The sequence below is a fragment of the Streptomyces sp. NPDC044003 genome (assembly GCF_056435185.1).
Genome location: NZ_JBWKFA010000016.1, coordinates 75,812 through 93,611 on the forward strand (window position 1 = coordinate 75,812; position 17,800 = coordinate 93,611).

18 protein-coding genes are annotated in these 17,800 nt (G+C 73.4%); 9 read left to right on the forward strand and 9 right to left on the reverse strand.

Annotated elements, in window-relative coordinates; translation table 11 throughout:
- Positions 1-2: 2 nt before the first annotated feature.
- From AC07AW_RS38055 to AC07AW_RS38065, 3 genes are all read right to left on the reverse strand, one after another.
- Positions 3-659: a pyridoxine/pyridoxamine 5'-phosphate oxidase gene (locus tag AC07AW_RS38055; protein WP_478820022.1), complete on the reverse strand. Its 657-nt coding sequence runs from the start codon at positions 657-659 to the stop codon at positions 3-5.
- On the reverse strand, positions 656-1,921 hold the full coding sequence (locus tag AC07AW_RS38060; RefSeq protein ID WP_478820023.1) for an FAD-dependent monooxygenase: 1,266 nt from the start codon (positions 1,919-1,921) through the stop codon (positions 656-658). Before AC07AW_RS38060 ends, AC07AW_RS38055 begins: the two co-directional genes overlap by 4 nt.
- 122 nt (positions 1,922-2,043) lie before the next feature.
- Entirely contained in the window at positions 2,044-3,207 is a 1,164-nt protein-coding gene (locus AC07AW_RS38065; RefSeq protein WP_478820024.1) for a thiolase C-terminal domain-containing protein, read from the reverse strand.
- A 106-nt stretch (positions 3,208-3,313) separates the two neighbouring features.
- Here AC07AW_RS38065 and AC07AW_RS38070 point away from each other — a divergent pair, with 106 nt between their 5' ends.
- Together AC07AW_RS38070 and AC07AW_RS38075 are read left to right on the forward strand one after the other, a co-directional pair.
- Positions 3,314-4,480: an acyl-CoA dehydrogenase family protein gene (locus AC07AW_RS38070; protein ID WP_478820025.1), complete on the forward strand. Its 1,167-nt coding sequence runs from the start codon at positions 3,314-3,316 to the stop codon at positions 4,478-4,480.
- Positions 4,481-4,951: a nitroreductase family deazaflavin-dependent oxidoreductase gene (locus AC07AW_RS38075; protein WP_478820026.1), complete on the forward strand. Its 471-nt coding sequence runs from the start codon at positions 4,481-4,483 to the stop codon at positions 4,949-4,951.
- 210 nt (positions 4,952-5,161) lie between these two features.
- Here the strand turns inward: AC07AW_RS38075 and AC07AW_RS38080 are convergent, their stop codons facing one another.
- Positions 5,162-5,809: a TetR family transcriptional regulator gene (locus AC07AW_RS38080; RefSeq protein ID WP_041129739.1), complete on the reverse strand. Its 648-nt coding sequence runs from the start codon at positions 5,807-5,809 to the stop codon at positions 5,162-5,164.
- 285 nt (positions 5,810-6,094) lie between these two features.
- On the opposite strand from AC07AW_RS38080, the gene AC07AW_RS38085 reads away from it, so the two are divergent.
- Positions 6,095-6,886, forward strand: coding sequence for a VOC family protein (locus AC07AW_RS38085; RefSeq protein WP_478820027.1), 792 nt, complete (start codon positions 6,095-6,097; stop codon positions 6,884-6,886).
- A 142-nt stretch (positions 6,887-7,028) separates the two neighbouring features.
- The gene (gene afsK, locus AC07AW_RS38090; protein ID WP_478820028.1) at positions 7,029-9,458 is read left to right on the forward strand and encodes a protein serine/threonine kinase AfsK; all 2,430 of its coding nucleotides are present in this window, start codon (positions 7,029-7,031) and stop codon (positions 9,456-9,458) included.
- Here the strand turns inward: afsK and AC07AW_RS38095 are convergent.
- Positions 9,455-10,084 carry a hypothetical protein gene (locus AC07AW_RS38095; protein ID WP_478820029.1) on the reverse strand — a complete coding sequence of 210 codons (630 nt, stop codon included), beginning with the start codon at positions 10,082-10,084 and terminating at the stop codon, positions 9,455-9,457. The two genes, afsK and AC07AW_RS38095, sit on opposite strands and share 4 nt — an antisense overlap.
- Positions 10,085-10,210: 126 nt before the next feature.
- On the opposite strand from AC07AW_RS38095, the gene AC07AW_RS38100 reads away from it, so the two are divergent.
- On the forward strand, positions 10,211-10,777 hold the full coding sequence (locus AC07AW_RS38100; RefSeq protein WP_478820030.1) for a hypothetical protein: 567 nt from the start codon (positions 10,211-10,213) through the stop codon (positions 10,775-10,777).
- Between the two features lie 24 nt (positions 10,778-10,801).
- On the opposite strand, the gene AC07AW_RS38105 is transcribed toward AC07AW_RS38100, so the two are convergent.
- Genes AC07AW_RS38105 through AC07AW_RS38115 form a run of 3 tightly spaced genes read right to left on the reverse strand, consistent with a single transcriptional unit; the run spans position 10,802 to position 13,148 of the window.
- The gene (locus tag AC07AW_RS38105) at positions 10,802-11,578 is read right to left on the reverse strand and encodes an enoyl-CoA hydratase/isomerase family protein (protein WP_478820031.1); all 777 of its coding nucleotides are present in this window, start codon (positions 11,576-11,578) and stop codon (positions 10,802-10,804) included.
- On the reverse strand, positions 11,575-12,000 hold the full coding sequence (locus AC07AW_RS38110; protein ID WP_478820032.1) for a Zn-ribbon domain-containing OB-fold protein: 426 nt from the start codon (positions 11,998-12,000) through the stop codon (positions 11,575-11,577). Before AC07AW_RS38110 ends, AC07AW_RS38105 begins: the two co-directional genes overlap by 4 nt.
- A 5-nt stretch (positions 12,001-12,005) precedes the next feature.
- Positions 12,006-13,148: a lipid-transfer protein gene (locus AC07AW_RS38115; protein WP_478820033.1), complete on the reverse strand. Its 1,143-nt coding sequence runs from the start codon at positions 13,146-13,148 to the stop codon at positions 12,006-12,008.
- A 114-nt stretch (positions 13,149-13,262) separates the two neighbouring features.
- Here AC07AW_RS38115 and AC07AW_RS38120 point away from each other — a divergent pair, with 114 nt between their 5' ends.
- Positions 13,263-14,819 (forward strand): FadD3 family acyl-CoA ligase, encoded by a 1,557-nt coding sequence (locus AC07AW_RS38120; RefSeq protein ID WP_478820070.1) that lies wholly within the window; start codon positions 13,263-13,265, stop codon positions 14,817-14,819.
- A gap of 107 nt (positions 14,820-14,926) precedes the next feature.
- Positions 14,927-15,571: an LppU/SCO3897 family protein gene (locus tag AC07AW_RS38125; protein WP_478820034.1), complete on the forward strand. Its 645-nt coding sequence runs from the start codon at positions 14,927-14,929 to the stop codon at positions 15,569-15,571.
- Here AC07AW_RS38125 and AC07AW_RS38130 read toward each other — a convergent pair.
- Positions 15,559-15,963: a DUF2079 domain-containing protein gene (locus AC07AW_RS38130; protein WP_478820035.1), complete on the reverse strand. Its 405-nt coding sequence runs from the start codon at positions 15,961-15,963 to the stop codon at positions 15,559-15,561. The two genes, AC07AW_RS38125 and AC07AW_RS38130, sit on opposite strands and share 13 nt — an antisense overlap.
- Here AC07AW_RS38130 and AC07AW_RS38135 point away from each other — a divergent pair.
- Both AC07AW_RS38135 and AC07AW_RS38140 read left to right on the forward strand, forming a co-directional pair.
- Positions 15,890-16,270 carry a winged helix-turn-helix domain-containing protein gene (locus AC07AW_RS38135; protein ID WP_478820036.1) on the forward strand — a complete coding sequence of 127 codons (381 nt, stop codon included), beginning with the start codon at positions 15,890-15,892 and terminating at the stop codon, positions 16,268-16,270. The genes AC07AW_RS38130 and AC07AW_RS38135 overlap by 74 nt on opposite strands.
- Complete coding sequence (locus AC07AW_RS38140; RefSeq protein ID WP_478820037.1) at positions 16,263-17,741, forward strand: sensor histidine kinase; 1,479 nt, start codon at positions 16,263-16,265, stop codon at positions 17,739-17,741. Before AC07AW_RS38135 ends, AC07AW_RS38140 begins: the two co-directional genes overlap by 8 nt.
- Positions 17,742-17,800: the final 59 nt, after the last annotated feature.

The following is a 17,800-nucleotide window of genomic DNA, read 5'->3' on the forward strand; positions in this document are numbered from 1 at the left end:
GCTCACGGCCAGAGGAGTTCGCGGGTCCAGTCCCCGTCCGGGGTGCGGCGGTAGCGGAGGCGGACGTGGCGGCGGCGGGCGTCGCCCTGGAAGAACTCGACCTCGGCCGGTTCGACCACGTACAGGGTCCAGCTGGGGGCGGCTGCGTCCGGTTCCGCCTCGGCCCGGCGCCAGGCCGCCTCGCTCGCCTCGGCGAGGGTCCCGGGGGAGTCGAGGACCTCGCTCTGCCGGCCCACGAGCGCCGCGGCGAGGGCGCCGGTGGTGCGGGCGTGGAGGTCCTCGTACGCCTCCTCGGGGGTCCCGGTGGTGACGTGGCCCCGGATGCGGACCTGGCGGGCCTGGACCGGCCAGTAGAAGCCGAGCGCGGCCTCGGGGCGGGCGGCGAGCTGGCGGCCCTTGGCGCTGCCGGCGTGCGAGGCGAAGTGCCAGCCGCGCGCGTCGGCGTCGTGCAGCATCACCGTACGGACATCGGGCCTGCCGTCCTCGTCCGCGGTGGCCAGGGAGAGGGTGTGCGGCTCGGTCTGGCCGGCCGCGACCGCCGCCGTGAACCAGTCGTGGAAGAGGGGGAGCGGCTCGGGCGGGGCGCTCGCCGGGTCGAAGGACGGCAGTTCGGTGTCCCAGACCCGGAGGGAGCGGAGGGCGCTGTGGAAGTCGGTCATGCGGTCACGGTAGGGCGTGCGGTGGTGCCGGCGGCGCCCGGTGCCGTGTAGTCGACCAGCGGGACCGCGTTGGCCGCGGACTGGATGCCGTCGCGGATCTTCTTCGCGATGAGGTTCTTCCACGGGGTCTTCGGCAGCGTCCGGACCATGAACATGCGCAGGGCGATCTTCCACTTCGAGCCGACGGTCATCTCCTTGACGAAGCCCTCGGCCATCTTCTGGTTCTGCGCGACGCCCGGCCGCATGTGCTGCTCGTAGCGGGCGAAGGCCACGGTGTGGTCGCCGCCGGCGCGGGCCAGTTCGCCCGCCAGGACGTAGGCGCCGATGAGGGCGAGGCCGGTGCCCTGGCCGGAGGCGGGGGAGGAGCAGTGGGCGGCGTCGCCGAGGAGGACGACGCGGCCGCGGGACCAGCTGTCCATCTCGACGAGGGACATGGAGTCGAGGTAGAAGTCGTCGGCCTCGGCGGCGTGTCCGAGGAGCCGGGGGATCTCCCAGCCGTCACCCGTGAAGGTGTCGGTGAGCAGGCGCTTGTGGGCGGCGACGTCCCGGTGGTCCTCGGGGAGTTCCTGGTCCGAGGAGAAGATGAAGAGGTTCTTGGCGTCGGCCTCGCCGGACGAGCTGTAGACGCAGACCAGCTTCCCGGGGAGCGCGTGGTAGGTCTCCCAGCGGTCCAGGCCCAGGTGGTTGGGGGCCGTGAAGATGGAGATGTACGCGCCGAGGTGGCGCTTGAACCGCTCCTCCGGGCCGAAGGCGAGCTTCCGGGTGTTCGAGTGGAGGCCGTCGGCGCCGACGACCAGGTCGAAGCGGCGGACGGTGCCGCTCTCGAAGGTGACGGTGACGCCGTCGGCGTCCTCCGCCAGGGCGGCGATCGAGTCGCCGAAGACGTACTCGACGTCCTCGCGGGTCCGGTCGTACAGGATGCGGGCGAGCTCGCCGCGCATGATCTCGTCGTCCTCCTCGACGCGGCCGCCGAAGATGTCGGCGGGCAGCTCGCCGATGGTGCGGCCGGCGTCGTCGACGTACGAACCGCCGCGCATGTCGGTGGACTTGGCGCGGATCTCGTCGAGGATCCCCATCCGGCGGCAGACCTCGATCGCGGTGCCGCGGATGTCGACCTTGTAGCCGCCGGTGCGCAGTTCGGGGGCGCGCTCGACGACGGTGGGGGCGAAGCCGTAGCGGTGCAGCCAGAGGGCGAGGGCGGGGCCGGCGATCGAGGCGCCGGAGATCAGGACGGTCTTGGCGGTCTTCGTGGTGCTGGTCATGTCAGGACTCCTTGTCGGGTGTCTGCGGGCCGTTCCCCTGCCCGCAGACATGACTATACGGATGTCCTACACGCTTGTCTATGACGCTTGTATAGATTCTTGGCGGGGTCCTCTGCGCGGGGTCAGCCGCGGCCGAGGACCACCGTCCCCGAGGAGCAGAACCAGCCCCCCGTCCCCGAGGCCACCGCCAGCTCCGGCAGGGAACCGTCCGGCCGTCGGACCTGAAGTCCCGGTGCCTCTCCGCGGAGTTGGCGCACCGCCTCCACCAGCAGGAACAGGCCCCGCATCCCCGGATGGCAGGCCGAGAGCCCGCCGCCGTCCGTGTTCACCGGGAGGCCGTCCTTCTCCTGGACGAAGGCCCCGCCCTCGCCCTTCGTGCAGAAGCCCAGGTCCTCCAGGGTCACCAGGGTCATGTAGGTGAAGGCGTCGTAGATCTCGGCGACGTCGATGTCGGCCGGCCGCACGCCCGCCCGCTCGAAGGCGAGCCGGCCGCTGACCGCCGCCGGGGAGACCGTGAAGTCCTCCCACTCGGACATCGTGGTGTGCGAGACGTGTTCGCCCGTGCCGAGCACCCACACCGGGGCCGTGCGGCAGTCCTGGACGTACTCCTCGGCCACGAGCAGCACCGCGCAGCCGCCGTCGCTGCGGATGCAGCAGTGCAGCTTGGTGAACGGGTCCGCGATCATCGGCCCGTCCAGGACGTCGTCGACGGTGATCGGCTCGCGGAACATCGCCTCCGGGTTGAGCGCCGCGTTCGCCCGCGCCCGGACCGCCACCTCCGCGAGCTGCTCCAGGGTCGTGCCGTACTCGTGCATGTGACGGCGGGCGGCCATCGCGTACTTGGCGATCAGGGTGTGCCCGTACGGGACCTCGAACTGGAGCGGGCCGCGCGAGCCGAAGGAGAGGTTCGCGGTGCGGCGCCGGGCCCGGATGTCGGCGCGGGCGGTGGAGCCGTACACGAGCAGGACCGCGTTCGCGTGGCCGGCGGCGATCGCGTCGGCGGCGTGCGCGGCCATGACCTCCCAGGTGGCGCCGCCGACGGCGGTCGAGTCCACCCAGCGGGGGCGCAGGCCCAGATACTCGGCGACCTCGACCGGGGCGAGCGTGCCGAGGCCCGCCGAGGCCAGGCCGTCGATCAGAGAGCGGTCGAGCCCGCTGTCCGCGAGGGCGCGCCGGGCGGCCTGGGCGTGCAGGGCGTAGGGAGTGGCCTCGTCGACCCGGCCGCAGTCGGAGAGGGAGACGCCGACGACGGCGACGCGGCGGGAGCTGCGTGTGGTGGTGGGCATGAATCTGACGGTACATCAGATTCTCTGAATCGGGACCGGCGCTTCTCTGGGCAACCGGCCCCGCACCGCCCTAGCATGACGGACTGTCAGATACGGAGGGAGCTCCATGGACACCTCGCCATCCGCCCCGCCGGCGGAACCGCTCACCGTCCCGCTCACCCAGGAGCAGCAGGAGATCCGCCGCACCCTGCGCGAGCTGCTCGCCGAACGGGCCGGACCGCCCGCGCACCGCGCGGCCACCACCACCCCCGAGGGCTACGACACCGCGCTCTGGGCCCACCTGTCCGCCACCCACGGCCTCGCCGGACTCACCCTCCCCGAGGAGTACGGAGGCGCCGGCCGCGCCGCCGCCGAACTCGCCCTCGCCTGCGAGGAGACCGGCCGCGCCCTCGCCCCTTCCCCGCTGCTCGCCACCACCGTCCTCACCGCCCCGCTGCTCGCCGCCCTCGGCACCCCAGCCCAGCGCGCCGCACTCCTCCCACGGATCGCCGCAGGCGGCCTGACCTGCGCCCTCGCCGTCCCCACCGCCCTCGCCCTCGCGCTCGGCCTCACCGGCGACAACACCGCCGGGGACTGGTCCGGCGGCGGCCGGGCCGGCGGCATCCAGGCCGCGCGCGCCGCGGACGGCGGCTGGCGCCTCTACGGCGAGGCCGCGCAGGTCATCGACGGACACAGCGCCGGACTGCTCCTCGTCGCCGCCCACGCCGGCGGCTTCGCCCGCAGCCGGACGCTCCTCTTCCTCGTCCCCGCGGACGCCCCCGGGCTCGTACGGACCCGGGAGCCCGCCCTCGACGTCACCCGGACCCGGGCCACCGTCCAGTTCCGGGACACCGCGGCCGAACTCCTCGGCGAAGAACCCGCCGACGTCCTCGGCGCCCTCGCCGCCACCGGCCGCGCCGCCGCCGTGATGCTCGCCGCCGAGGCCGTCGGCACCGCCGGGGCCGCCCTCGACCGCGCGGTCGAGCACCTCGGCGCCCGGGAGGGCGCGGCCAGACACCGCCTCGCCGAGCTGTACGTCCAGGTCGAGGCGGCCCGCTCGCTGACGTACTGCGCGGCCCGCGAACCCGGCCCCGGACCCGACGGCGGGCCGCTCGCCCTCGCCCACGCCCTGGAGGCCCTGCGCGCCACCGCGGGGGAGTCCCACGCCTGGGAGGGCGAGGCGCACCTCTGCTTCAGGCGGGCCGCCTCCGACGAACTGCTCTTCGGCCCCGCCCGCCGGCTGCGCGCCCGCGCCGCGGAACGGACCGGACTCTTCGGAGAGGAGGCGGCGTAGATGCCCGCCGGACGGAAGCTCGTGCAGAAGGTGTCCTCGACCAGGACCTTCGCCAAGGTCGCCCCGCACCTCATTCCGGCCATGGACCGGGCCGTGCACCGGCTGACCGGGGGAAAAGTGCTGCTCAGCGCACGGATGCTGCCCGGGGTGATCCTCACCGCCCGGGGCGCGAAGAGCGGGCAGCCGCGGGTCACCCCGCTCGCCTGCATGCCGGAGGGGGACGGCCGCTGGCTCCTGATCGGCTCCAACTTCGGCCGCCCGGGCCACCCGGCCTGGACCGCGAACCTGCTCGCCCATCCGGACGTCGAGGTCAACTGGCGGGGCGAGGACGTGCCCGTACGGGCGGAGCTGCTCACGGGCGAGGAGCGGGAGGCGGCCTGGAAGGCGGCGCTCGAGTTCTGGCCGCCGTACGCCACGTACCAGGCGCGGATCGAACGCGAGATCCGGCTCTTCCGGCTGACCCGGAGATGAGCACCGGCCCGGACGCGGCGGCGCCGACGGCAGTGCGGCTCCGGACCCGACGGCGGCTGCGACGGTGGTCCCGCGCCGGCGTCGGCGTCGGATACGGCGGCCCGCGCCGGCCCCGGACACGGCGACGCCGACGGTGGTCCCGCTCCGGTTCGGGGGAGCGGGCCGCCGTCGGCGTCGGCGACAGGACGGGTGAAGGAGAGGGGTCTCGGGCTATCTGGTCGGCTTCTTGCCGGTGATGCCCAGGTGTACCAACAGGGCGAGGTTCGGCTTGAGTTCGGCCTGCTTCACGCCCCAGGTCTGGAAGCCCTTCTGGTGCCCGGCGACCGAGGCCAGCATCGCCACCAGGGAGCCGGCCATCGCGGCGGGGCTGACGTCCTTGTCGACCTTGCCCTTGGCCTGGAGCTCCTTCACCGCGTCCGTGAGGGAGTTGGTGACCGAGTTCAGGATCTTCATGCGGATCTTGTAGAACCGCTTGTCGCCCTCGGCGGCGCCGAGGTCCACGACCCGCAGGATCGCGTCGTGCTTCCGCCAGAAGTCCAGGAAGCCCTCGACGAGTTCCTCCGAGGTCTGCCAGCCGGCCTTGCCGACCCAGGAGCGGCCGGAGACCAGCTCGGTCAACGCGGCGCCCTCCTTGGCCATTTCCTCCGCGATCTCGAGGACCGCTCCCTCGACGTCCGGGAAGTACTGATAGAACGTCGCGGGTGAAGTACCCGCCTTCCGGGCCACATCGATGACCTTGACGTCCCGGTAGGGCGAGGAGCTGAGCATCTCACCGAGGCAGTCGAGCAGCTTCTGCCGCGTCGCCTGACCGCGTCGTCCGGCCACGCGGCCGTCGACGGTGCGTACTTGTCCTGTCATGCCGTCAGCTTACCGAGGGGGGGTCGGCGCGCGATTCGGCCGACTGCAAATGGGGTGCACGCCCGTTCCGCGAGGTCGGCACGGGTCCGGCGCGGGAGTGCAGGGGCGGGTTCGAGCCACTTCGGAGCCGGCCGGGAGACCCCCGTACCCGAATAGGCTTATGAACAGGCTGTGGACAACTTCGGTGGACAACCCCGTCACCGCAAGGGTTCCACCCCGATAAATCGCCTCTTTGTTCGCATGTCGGGGCGTGCGGGACCGTCTCCGCCGTCCTAGCGTGTGGACATGGCCGTACGTACTGAGGGCACCCCCTGCTGGGTGGAGGCACAGCTCCCCGACCTCGAAGCGGGCAAGCGCTTCTACGGCGAGCTCTTCGGCTGGACCTTCGACCCCGACCGCGACGAGGCCCTCCTCGACGGCCGCCGGGTCGCCGGGCTGCTCCCCAAGCGCGACGGGCGCATGCCCACCACCTGGACCGTCTACCTCGCCACCGAGAACGCGGGCACCCTCGCCGCCCGGGTCAGGGAGGCCGGCGGGCGGATGGTCATGGACCCCTACCCCGTCGGCCGCTTCGGCGTGTACGCCCTCGCCGCCGACCCCGGCGGCGCGGTCTTCGGCCTCCGCCAGGAGGGCGACGACGACGGCTTCGAGGTCACGAACGAGCCCGGCGCCTTCTGCTGGATGGAGGTCTACACCCGCAGTCCGGAGAAGGTCGACACCTTCTACGCCACCGTCTTCGGCTACCTCGGCCGCCAGGCCGACCCCGAGGAGGAGGGCCGGGAGAGCGGCTTCGACTACCGCGTCTGGTCGCCTCCGGGCTCCCGGCCCGGCGACGAGAGCGCCTTCGGCGGACGGGCCGTCATCACCGATGCGTTCCCCGCGGAGATGCCCGGCCACGTCCTCGTGTACTTCGCCGTCGCCGACTGCGACGAGGCCTGCGAGACCACCGTCCGGCTCGGCGGCCGGATCGCCACCCCGCCCTTCGACACCCCGCACGGCCGCATCGCCGTCCTCCACGACAACCAGGGCGCCCGCTTCGCCGTCCTCGCGGAACCGAAACCGTCCACTACGGACTGATCCGTCCGTGCCTGCGCTGCCCGGTGCTTATGACCTGTGACACCCCGATCCGCCCCCGGGTTCGCAACCGGGCCCTCGGACAGGAAGAATCAGGGGCCACGGGGCCGTACCCTCATGGCCCCAACGGGGAGGTGGCAGGCAAGTGGAACAGCTGACGCAGCACGACCCGAGACGTATCGGGCCCTTCGAGGTGCTGGGCCGGCTCGGCGCGGGCGGAATGGGCCTGGTCTATCTCGCGCGCTCGGCCTCGGGCCGGCGCGTGGCGATCAAGACCGTGCGCACGGAGCTCGCGGAGGACCAGCTGTTCCGGGTCCGCTTCACCCGGGAGGTGGAGGCCGCCCGGGCGGTCTCCGGCTTCTACACGGCCGCCGTCGTCGATGCCGACCCGCGCGCCGCCGTGCCCTGGCTGGCCACCGCCTACGTCCCGGCGCCCTCCCTCGAAGAGATAGTGAACGAGTGCGGGCCGCTCCCGGCCCAGGCCGTCCGCTGGCTCGCGGCGGGCGTCGCCGAGGCCTTGCAGTCCATCCACGGCGCGGGCCTGGTCCACCGCGACCTCAAGCCCTCCAACGTCCTCGTCGTCGAGGACGGCCCCCGGGTGATCGACTTCGGCATCGCGTCGGGCGTCTCCAACACGCGCCTGACCATGACCAATGTCGCCGTCGGCACCCCGGCCTACATGTCGCCCGAGCAGGCCCGCGACTCGCGCAGCGTCACCGGCGCCAGCGACGTCTTCTCGCTGGGCTCGATGCTGGTCTTCGCCGCCACCGGGCACGCGCCCTTCCACGGCGCCAACCCGGTCGAGACCGTCTTCATGCTGCTCCGCGAGGGCCCGGACCTGGAGGGCCTCCCGGACGAGCTGCGGCCCCTCATCGACTCCTGCATGCAGATGGACGTCACCCGCCGGCCCACCCCGGCCGACCTCCAGGCGCAGCTCGCCCCGCACCTCTTCGGGCCCGGCAGCGACGACAGCGGCACCGCCTCCGCGTGGCTGCCCCTGAGCGCCACCGCCATGATCGAGCGGCGCCGCGGCGGCGGCCGCCAGCTGCCCGCCCCGACCGCGCCGCCCCGGCCCCCGGCGGACCCGCCGGGCCCCCGCTCCGACCCCCGCTTCCCGGACCACGCGCCCGAGCGGCAGGACCACGCGCCCGTCGGCGGCCGGCACGCCGGTCCCGCCGAGAGCGCGGGCGGTCCCGTGCGCCTCGGCGGCGCGACGGTGCCGATCGGCCCCGGCCCCCGGGTCGCCGACACCCGGGCGGCGCTCGCTGTCGGCCGGGGCGCCGACGCGGGCCCCGCGACCGGCTGGATCCGCCCGCCCGGCGGCGGCCCGCACGGCGCCGAGCAGGCCCCGCAGCACGGCTCCCGCCCGGTGTCCGTGCCCCCGCAGGGCGGCACCGACCAGGCGGCAGCGCAGCCCCCGCCGGAGCCCGGCCACTGGCGGCCCTGGCGCTTCCGGATGTCGAACGACGTCTGGGGCACCCCGGTCGTCGACGGCGACCTGCTGTACGTGACCTCCTTCGAGGTGCACGCCCTGGACACGGGGAGTGGCCGGCGCCAGTTCAAGACCCGGGACGTCGCCTGGTCGATGGCGGTCTCCTCGGGCCGTATCCACGCCTCCGACGGCCCCACCCTGTACGCCCTCGACGCCGGCGACGGCAGCGAGCGCTGGCGGCTGCACACGGACGCCTGGGTGTACTCGCTCCAGGTCGACCGGGGCACCGTCGTCACCGGTACGCGCGGCGGCGGCGTCCAGGGCTGGGAGGCCTCCAACGGCGCCAAGCTGTGGGAGCTCACCGGCGCCCAGACCGACTTCGAGACCCCGGAGGCGGGGCCCGCCGTGCACGGCGACACCGTGTACGTGTGGCGGGACGCCCGGCTCCAGGCCCTCGACGCCCGCACGGGCGTGGAGCGCTGGTCGTACCCGATCGGCGACGCCGCCTCCTGCGGCAACGTGCCGGTCCGGGTGGCCCCGGCCGAGGACGGCTGCGTGTACGTCTCCGCCGGGACCCGGGTCCTGTCGATCGACATCGCCGCGGGTCACGTCCGCTGGCACTTCGAGGCGCCGGCCGTCTTCCTCTCCCCGCCCACGTTCGCGCCGGGACCGGCCGTCACGGGCGGCGGGGTGTACCTCTCGGACCACCTCGGCACGGTGTACGCGCTCGACGCCACCACCGGGCAGGACCGCTGGCGGATCGCGACCGAGCCGCGCCAGTCCGCCGAGCCGGTGCTCGTCGCCGACGGCAACGTCCACGTCGGCAGCGGCAGCGCGCTCTACACGCTCGACGCGGTCACCGGCACCCCCCGGTGGCGGTTCGCGGCGGGCGGCGAGCTGGTCGGCTCCCCGGTCGTCGCCGACGGCCGGGTGCACTTCGGCTCGGCCGACCACGTCCTGTACACCCTGGACGCGACCGGCGGGCAGCTCCGCTGGAAGCTCGCGACCGGCGGCGAGATCACCGGCTCGCCGGTGGCGAAGGGCGGGGTCGTGTACGCGTGCAGCAAGGACCGCTGCGTGTACGCGCTCGACGCGGTCAAGGGCACGGCGACCGGCCGGGGCGCGGCCGCGCCCCGGGCCTAGGGCCCGTCCGGCCACCGGGAGCCGTCCTTCGTGGGCGGCTCCTCCGGGGGCCACGTCAGCGTCTGCTCCGACAGGCTCGGGTCCGCCGGGTAGCGGTCCGGTGTCCGGTCTGTCGGGGGCTGGTCCGTGGGCATCCGGTCCGTGGGAGGCGCCGGCGGAGGACCGGCCGGCGGTCGGCGGCCGTGCCGTGGCGCCCGGTCCACCCGGTGCGTATGGCTCCGGCCCGACATGACGAGCGCGCCCAGGAGCATCAGGATCCCGCCGCCGAAGGCGATCGCGACACCCTCACCGAGCCCCGTGCCGTCGGCGTCGATGGTGAGGCTGCCCTCCGCCTCGCCGACCCGCACCATCCACAGGATCGTGAAGCCGAGGACGACGAGCCCGGCGAGGGCGACGAGCAGCCGGGAGCGGAGCACTACGCCGACGAGGGCGACGAGGGCCGCGAAGGCCAAGGGCAGCAGGATCGAGCCCAGGACGTCGGCCTTCGCGTCGGTGACGCCGGTGAACAGCTCCCCGATGGCGTAGTCGCGCCCGTGACGGCCGTCGTACCAGGCACGGAAGGGGCTCCAGACGGCGGCCGTCGCTCCGGCGAGAGCCAGGACCGAGCCGGCGATGTTGCGGATCATCGATGCGGCCTCCTCGGCGGTCCCGCTCTCGTTCCCGACGCTACGCCGGGTGAGGGGCCCCCGCCACGTGGCACGAAGCCGACGCTAGGGTGGCGCGGACACGACACGCAGGAGGGGACGGCGGCGATGGTACGGACACGCCTGAAGCTCGCGGCGACGCTCACGGTGGTGGTCCTCGCGCTGACCGGTTTCCACACCGGCAAGGGCGGCCACGGAAGCAGTGGCGGCAGCGGGAAGAGCAAGAGCGGCAAGAGCAAGAGCCGGAGCCACTCGGGCTCCGACGACGACGATTCGGGCGGCGGCTGCTCCAGCGACGAGCAGGGCAACGACGACTACAGCGGCTCGGGCGGCTCCGGTGGTTCGACGCCCAGCATCAGCCCTTCCCCCAGCTCCGCCACGGTCGAGGTCGTGGTCGTCGACTGCGTGAAGCCCGCGCAGAAGAAGCGCAAGGGCAGGCCCGCCCGCAAGGCGGACACCACGTCGACCCTGAAGATCACCTCGCACGACGCGCTGGCGGGCACGTACGAGGTGACCCTGGAGTTCAAGGGGGTCACGGGTTCGGCGGTCGACTCGACCACGGCCGTCGTCACCGTCGGGGCCTACGAGGAGAAGACCTTCGAGGTCGCGATGAAGACCCCGAGGGTGGTCTCCTCGGTCAAGAACTGCTGGGTGTACGACGTGCGGAAGAAGTAGCAGCGGCGGGGACCGACCCGTCCGCTACCGGAGCCGGTGGTCGCCGCTCCTCCGGGTGAACAGTTCCGTCTGCCGGTCCGCCGGCAGGTTTCCGAGCGTCACCAGGTGCGGGGCGTGCGCGAGGGCCGGGGTGCGGGAGGCGTCCCTGGTGGACCAGAGGGCCCGGACCGTGCCCTGGACGGCCCCGGTCGGGTACGAGGCGATGACGGCGGCGGCCCGGACGGCGGCCGCAAGGGCTTCGCCGGGCTCCGTCACCTCGCTGACCAGGCCCGTCTCGTACGCGCGGCGGGCGGAGACCCGTTCGGCGGTGCCCATGAGGGCCATCCGGGCGATTTCTCCGTACGGCATCTTCTGCGCCATGTGGACGGTCTCGAAGGCGCTGACCATCCCGTACGTGGTGTGCGGGTCGAAGAAGGTGGCGCTCTCGCCCGCGATCAGGAACTCCGCCTCGCCGAGCAGGTAGAAGGCCCCGCCGCAGGCCATGCCCTCGACGGCGGCGATCACCGGTTTCCACAGGTCGTTCGCCTTGGGGCCGATGGCGAGGAGCGGGTCGTCGATCGTGTACGGGGAGGAGGGCTGCGGGATCCGTCCGGCGTCCTCGCGGTCGATCCCGGTGCAGAAGGCCCGCCCGCCGGCCCCGGTGACGACGATCGCGCGGACCTCGTCCTCGTACCGGAAGCCCCGCCAGACGGCGGTGAGCTCGCGGGCCATCTCCAGGGTGACGGAGTTGTGTTTCCCGGGCCGGTCGAGGGTGACGACCGCGACCCCGGTCTCCTTGTCGCGCTCGACCCGGATGCTCATGCGCGCTCCAGGAGCCAGCGGGGGACGGCGATGCCGTCGACCTCGGTGAAGGCGACCCGGACGGGGGCGCCGATGCGGAGCCGGGCCGGGTCGACCGAGTTCAGGGGGGCGTCGGGGGCGGCGACGACGTTGCCGGCGAGGCGGATGCGGGGGGCGTCGGCGAGTTCGACGAGGACCGCGTTGTACGGGGCCTGGGCGGCGTAGTCGGGCAGGAGCGGCGGGTGGGGGAGGACGTACGACCAGATCCGGCCGCGTCCGGACATGAGCCGCCACTCGCTGTCGAAGGACCGGCAGTGCGGGCAGCAGGGGCGGGGCGGGAAGCGGAGCTCGCCGCAGGCGGCGCAGGCCTGGACGCGGAGTTCACCGCGGGCGGCGTACTCCCAGAAGGGGGCGCCGTCTTCGTCGATGACGGGGTTCAGCACGGTGATCAGCTCCTGAGGAGGACGGCCGATGTGGGGACGCCCTCGCCGGCCGTGACCAGGCAGGTGGCCGCGTCGGGGACCTGGGCGGTGGAGGTGCCGCGGAGCTGCTTCACGCCCTCGTTGATGAGGTTGAAGCCGTGCACGTACGCCTCGGAGAGTCCGCCGCCACCGGTGTTGAGCGGCAGCCGGCCGCCGATCTCCAGGGCGCCCCCCTCGGTGAAGGCGGCGCCTTCTCCTCTGCCGCAGAAGCCGTAGCCCTCCAGGGAGAGCGGGACGAGCGGGGTGAAGGCGTCGTAGATCTGGGCGACGTCGACGTCGTCCGGGCCGAAGTCGGCGGTCTTCCACAGATGGCGGGCGGCGGTCCAGGCGGGCCCGGAGAGCGGGTCGTCGTTCCAGTAGTTGACCATGCCGTGGTGCTGGGCGGGCAGGCCCTGGGCGGCGGAGTGCACGTACACGGGCTTCTGCCGGCAGTCGCGGGCGCGCTCGGCGGAGACGATCACGCAGGCGAGGGCGCCGTCGGTCTCCAGGCAGTTGTCGAAGAGGCAGAGGGGTTCGCTGATCCAGCGGGCGGTCATGTACATCTCGCGGGTCAGCGGCCGCTCGTACATGATCGCGGCGGGGTTCTGGTTGGCGCGGTTGCGGCAGGCCAGGGCGACGTTGAAGAGGTGGTCGCGGGTGGCGCCGTACTCGTGCATGTAGCGGCGGGTGAGCATGCCGATCTCGTCGGCGGGGCGGAGCAGCCCGAAGGGGCGGGTCCACTGGCCGGGGGTGGGCAACTGGACGGCGGTGTTCTTCCAGGGCCGGGGCCCGGACCCGCGCTTCCGGGACCGCCAGGCGACGCCGACGGAGGCCTGCCCGGTGGCGACGGCGGCGGCGAGGTGCCCGACGGTGGCGCAGGACCCGCCTCCTCCGTACCCCACCTTGCTGAAGAAGGTGACGTCACCGGCCCCGATGGCCTTCGCCACCTCGACCTCGTCGGTCTCCTCCATCGTGTACGAGGCGAAGGCGTCGACCTCGGACGGGTCGATCCCGGCGTCGTCGAGAGCGGCGAGGATCGCCCGGCAGGCGAGGGTCTTCTCGGTCTCGTGGAGCTGTTTCGCGAAGGCGGTCTGTCCTATCCCGACGATGGCCGTGGCGTCCTTGAGCACCGAACCTCCTCATGGGGCAGCACTGCTGACAGCGCGTCAGGCTACAACTAATCTGACGGATAGTCAGCTACAGGGAGGTTGGGCATGGACGTGGGTGCGGACACGGGCAGGGACCTGCGCGGCGACCTGGAGTGGGGCACGATCCCCGGCCTCGTACGGGCGGCGGCCGAGCGGTACGGGCCGCGGGAGGCCGTCGTCGACGGCCGCGTCCGCGTCACCTACGCCGAACTCGGGACGCGCGTCGAACGGGCGGCGGCCGCCTGCCTCGCCACCGGCATACGCACCGGGGACCGGGTCGCGATCTGGGCCCCCAACACCCTCGACTGGATCGTCTCCGCCCTCGGCGCCGTCACCGCCGGCGCCGTCCTCGTCCCCCTGAACACCCGCTTCAAGGGCACCGAGGCCGCCGACGTCCTCCGGCGCTCCCGCGCCAGGCTCCTCTTCGTCACCGGCACCTTCCTCGGCACCTCGTACGTGGCCTCCCTGCGCCGCTCGGGCATCCGACTCCCCGACCTGGAACGGGTGGTGGTCCTCGGGGACACCGCCCCCGACGAGGCGGGCTGGACCACCCTGAAGGCCTTCCTCGCGGAGGGCGACACCGTCCCGGCCGCCCGGGTCCGCGCCCGCGCCGACGGCATCGACCCCGACGCCCCCTCCGACATCATCTACACCTCGGGCACCACCGGCCGCCCCAAGGGCGCCGTCATCAGCCACGCCCAGTCCCTGCGCTGCTATGCGATCTGGTCCGGGCTCGCGGGCCTGGCGGAGGGCGACCGCTACCTCGTGGTCAACCCCTTCTTCCACACCTTCGGCTACAAGGCCGGCATCCTCGCCTGCCTCATGCGGGGCGCGGTGATCGTCCCGCAGTCCGTGTTCACGGTGGACACCGTCCTCGCCAACATCGCCGCCGAACGCATCACCGTCCTCCCCGGCCCGCCCACCCTCCACCAGTCCCTCCTGGACCACCCGGCCCGCCCCGCGTCCGACCTCGCCACCCTCCGTCTCGTCGTGACGGGCGCGGCCGTGGTCCCGCTGCGGCTGGTCGAACGCCTCCGCTCCGAGCTGGGCGTGGGCACGGTCCTCACCGCGTACGGCCTCTCCGAGGCGAGCGGCATCGTCACGATGTGCCGCCGCGACGACCCGGACGAGACGATCGCCACCACCTCGGGCCGCCCGATCCCCGGCACGGAGGTACGCCTCTCGGACACGGGCGAGGTCCTGGTCCGGGGCCACCACGTGATGAAGGGCTACTTCGAGGACGAGGAGGCGACGGCGGCGACGATCGACGCGGACGGCTGGCTGCACACGGGCGACATCGGCGTCCTGGACGAGGCCGGCAACCTCCGCATCACCGACCGCCTCAAGGACATGTTCATCGTCGGCGGCTTCAACGCCTATCCGGCCGAGATCGAACAGCTCCTCGGCCTGCACCCCGACATCGCGGACGTCGCCGTCATCGGCATCCCGGACCCGCGCCTCGGCGAGGTCGGCAAGGCCTTCGCGGTACGGCGGGCCGGGGCGAGGGTCACCGCGGACGACCTGATCGCCTGGTCGCGCCGCGAGATGGCGAACTACAAGGTCCCGAGGGAGGTCGAGTTCGTGACGGAGCTGCCGAGGAACGCGAGCGGAAAGGTGGTGAAGGGAGAGCTGAGGGAACGGGCGGCGTCCTGACGGGGCACGGCACGGGGGACGGCCTCGGAGCCGCAACCAACTCCCTCCGTGTACACGTCATACGGGCAAGCCTTCGTGTACGTACCTTCTCCCCTCAGGAGCAGCCGGTGCCGACGCAAGAGATCCCCCTCACGCTCACTCCGCAGCAGGCCGCCCAGGGCGTGATCCTCACCGTCCAGCTGCCGTCCGGTCCCGCCCACATCACCGTCCGCCCCTGCCGCCACGGCGAACTCGTCGCGGCCCGGCTCGGCGAGGGCACGGTCCACCTGCGCATCACGGTCGCCGGGGCCGCGCAGGCCCCGAAGAAGTCCGGTGGCCTCGGCTGCCTGGCCACGCTCCTGGTCATCGGCGCGCTGGTGGGCGGCTCGTACCTCCTGAACCAGAACGAGGACGAGAGCCCCGGCACCGCGGGCCCCGCCCCCACCTCGACCTACTCGTACTCGCCCGAACCGTTCCCCAGCGAGACCCCCACGGAGAAGGAACCCGACCCCTACCAGAACGGCACCTGCCTCAACGGCACCCTCCCCAACTCGGAGACCGCGCAGAGCGTCAGCGGCGTCGAGGAGGTGTCGTGCTCGGCCTCGGACGCCCACTACAAGGTCATCCAGACCTTCCCCCTCACCTCCGACATGGACAACTGCAACGCGAACCCGAAGACGGAGTACGCCTTCTCCCACCGCTACACGATGAACGGCACGACCGTCAGCGAGTACGTCTACTGCCTCATCGGCCTCGGCTCCTACGCCCGCTGACGGGCCAGGACCACGATCCCGTCCGCCTCGCGCACCACCCGCCACCCCCGCTCCCGGGCCCGCCGAAGCACCCGCTCGACCGCCCCCTCCGGCCAGGACTCCCGCACGTCGGCCACCATCCACCCCACGGCCGGCCGCCGGTCGAGGACCCCGTCCGCGACCAGGTGCACCGTCGCCCGGTCGGTCAGGTGCGGGGCCAGGCTGTTGCTCGCCGCGACCCGGGCCCCGTCGGGGATCAGGGCCAAGGCCGCGCGGGCGGCCGCCTCCCGGGGGCTCTCCTGCCAGAAACCGGGGGTGGCGAGGGCGGCGAGCGGCTGCGTGGGCAGCAGGAGAGTCGTCCTCGAAGCCCGGCTCCGCGCCCTGCTCCGCCGGGGCGGCGCCCGCACGCGCACCCTCCTGGAGTGCGGCGACCTGTGGCTGGATCCGGCCGGCAGGACCTGCGGCCGGGGCGCGGAGACGATCTCGCTCACCCCCAAGGAGTTCGCGGTCCTCCACTGCCTCCTGCTGCGCCTCGACGAGGTGGTCCCGACGCTCGACATCCTCGACGAGGTGTGGTCGGCGGACTTCACGGGCGACCCGAACATCGTGCACGTCTACATCAGGGCGGTGCGGAAGAAGATCGACGCTCCGTTCGGGACGGAGACGATCGAGACGGTACGGGGCGCGGGCTACCGGGTGGCGGGGAGGAGCCGTGGCTGAGTGGTGGCGACGGTACGGGCAGGCGGTGGCGGCCGGGATCGCCGCGTGGTGCGTCGTGGCGGTGGCGGTGATCCGGCTCCAGGCGGCGGACCTGGCGAAGGGCGCGCTGCCCTGGGTGATCCCCGAGGTCCTCGCCACCGACCGGGTGGGCCCGGAGATCACGGCCCTGGCCTCCTCGGGCTTCCTCGTCGGCGCGCTGTTCGTCGCGACCGCCGCCTGGTTCGCGGGGCGGGGGCACGTGCGGATGGTCCGGCTGAGGACGGCGGTGATCGCCGGCCTGACCTCCGGAGCCCTCTTCCTCACGTACACGCAGTGGCTCCACCACGAGAACACGCAGCAGCCGTGGCTCGTCGCGAAGGAGGCGTACCGCTGGGGCCTGATGTCCATCGGCCCGTCCTCGGGCCTGCTGACGGGGGCCGTGGTGTGGGCGGCGGTGGGCGGCGGCGCGGTCCGGCTGCCGTACCGGAGCCGTACGGTCCTGGCGGCGGCGGCCACGACCGGCGGTCTCTTCGCGGCGGCGATCGAGGTCCAGCGACAGGCGTACGACGAACCCCACGGCCCGGTGTACGGGATCATGCTGACCACGGGGGCGCCGCTCGTCGCCATGCTCACGGGAGCGCTCGTCCACTTCGCCGCCGTCCGGTCCCTCCGCCCGGTGGAGGCGATCCGGCGCGAACTCGCCGACATCACGGGCCAGTCGCTGGACCGGCGGGTCCCGGTACCGCCGACCGGAGACGTGATCGCCCACCTGGCCGTCACCACGAACGACACCCTGGACCGCCTCGAACAGGCCTCGGCCCGCCAGCAGGAGTTCGCGGCCGACGCGGCTCACGAACTCCGCAGCCCCCTCGCCGCCCTCCGCGTGCAACTGGAGACGGCCCTCCGCCACCCGGACTCGGTCACCGACTGGCCATCCGTCGTACGAGAGGCCGCCGCCGACGTCGTACGCCTCCAGACGCTCGCCGACGACCTGCTGCTCCTCGCGAGCCACCGTTCGCTGACGCCGGTACGGGAACCGGTCGACCTGGCCGGCCTCGCGGAGGACCTCGTCCGCGAACACCAGCACCTCCCGGACGCTGTCGGCCTCCACCTCACGTGCGAGGCCCCGGCGGAGGCCCTCGTCCACGGCGACGCGACCCGCCTGGAACGCCTCCTCCGCAACCTCCTGGCGAACGCGTGCCGCCACGCGAAGACGGAGGTCACGGTGGAGGCCGTCACCGAAGGCCCCACGGTGAGGCTCACGGTCTCGGACGACGGCCCCGGCATCCCGCCCGCCGACCGCGCCCGCGTCTTCGACCGCTTCACCCGCCTCGACGCCTCCCGCACCCGCACCTCGGGCGGCGCGGGCCTGGGCCTCCCCATCGCCCGCGACATCGCCGACCACCACGGGGGGACCCTGACGATCGAGGACTCGGCGCGCGGGGCGCTGCTTGTGGCGCGCTTCCCGGCGGGCGCTCGCCCGGCCGGGTGACTGCGGGCGTATCCCGCCCGGTCGGCCGCGGACCTGCGGTTACGCTCCGAAGCCCGGTC

What these genes read in the sequence shown, in the direction of transcription:
- AC07AW_RS38100 (WP_478820030.1), top strand. Translation starts at nt 10,211, where the DNA reads ATGGTACGGACACGCCTGAAGCTCGCGGCGACGCTCACGGTGGTGGTC.
- AC07AW_RS38095 (WP_478820029.1), bottom strand. Translation starts at nt 10,084, where the DNA reads ATGATCCGCAACATCGCCGGCTCGGTCCTGGCTCTCGCCGGAGCGACG.
- AC07AW_RS38105 (WP_478820031.1), bottom strand. Translation starts at nt 11,578, where the DNA reads ATGAGCATCCGGGTCGAGCGCGACAAGGAGACCGGGGTCGCGGTCGTC.
- AC07AW_RS38065 (WP_478820024.1), bottom strand. Translation starts at nt 3,207, where the DNA reads ATGCCCACCACCACACGCAGCTCCCGCCGCGTCGCCGTCGTCGGCGTC.
- AC07AW_RS38060 (WP_478820023.1), bottom strand. Translation starts at nt 1,921, where the DNA reads ATGACCAGCACCACGAAGACCGCCAAGACCGTCCTGATCTCCGGCGCC.
- AC07AW_RS38070 (WP_478820025.1), top strand. Translation starts at nt 3,314, where the DNA reads ATGGACACCTCGCCATCCGCCCCGCCGGCGGAACCGCTCACCGTCCCG.
- AC07AW_RS38055 (WP_478820022.1), bottom strand. Translation starts at nt 659, where the DNA reads ATGACCGACTTCCACAGCGCCCTCCGCTCCCTCCGGGTCTGGGACACC.
- AC07AW_RS38080 (WP_041129739.1), bottom strand. Translation starts at nt 5,809, where the DNA reads ATGACAGGACAAGTACGCACCGTCGACGGCCGCGTGGCCGGACGACGC.
- AC07AW_RS38085 (WP_478820027.1), top strand. Translation starts at nt 6,095, where the DNA reads ATGGCCGTACGTACTGAGGGCACCCCCTGCTGGGTGGAGGCACAGCTC.
- AC07AW_RS38075 (WP_478820026.1), top strand. Translation starts at nt 4,481, where the DNA reads ATGCCCGCCGGACGGAAGCTCGTGCAGAAGGTGTCCTCGACCAGGACC.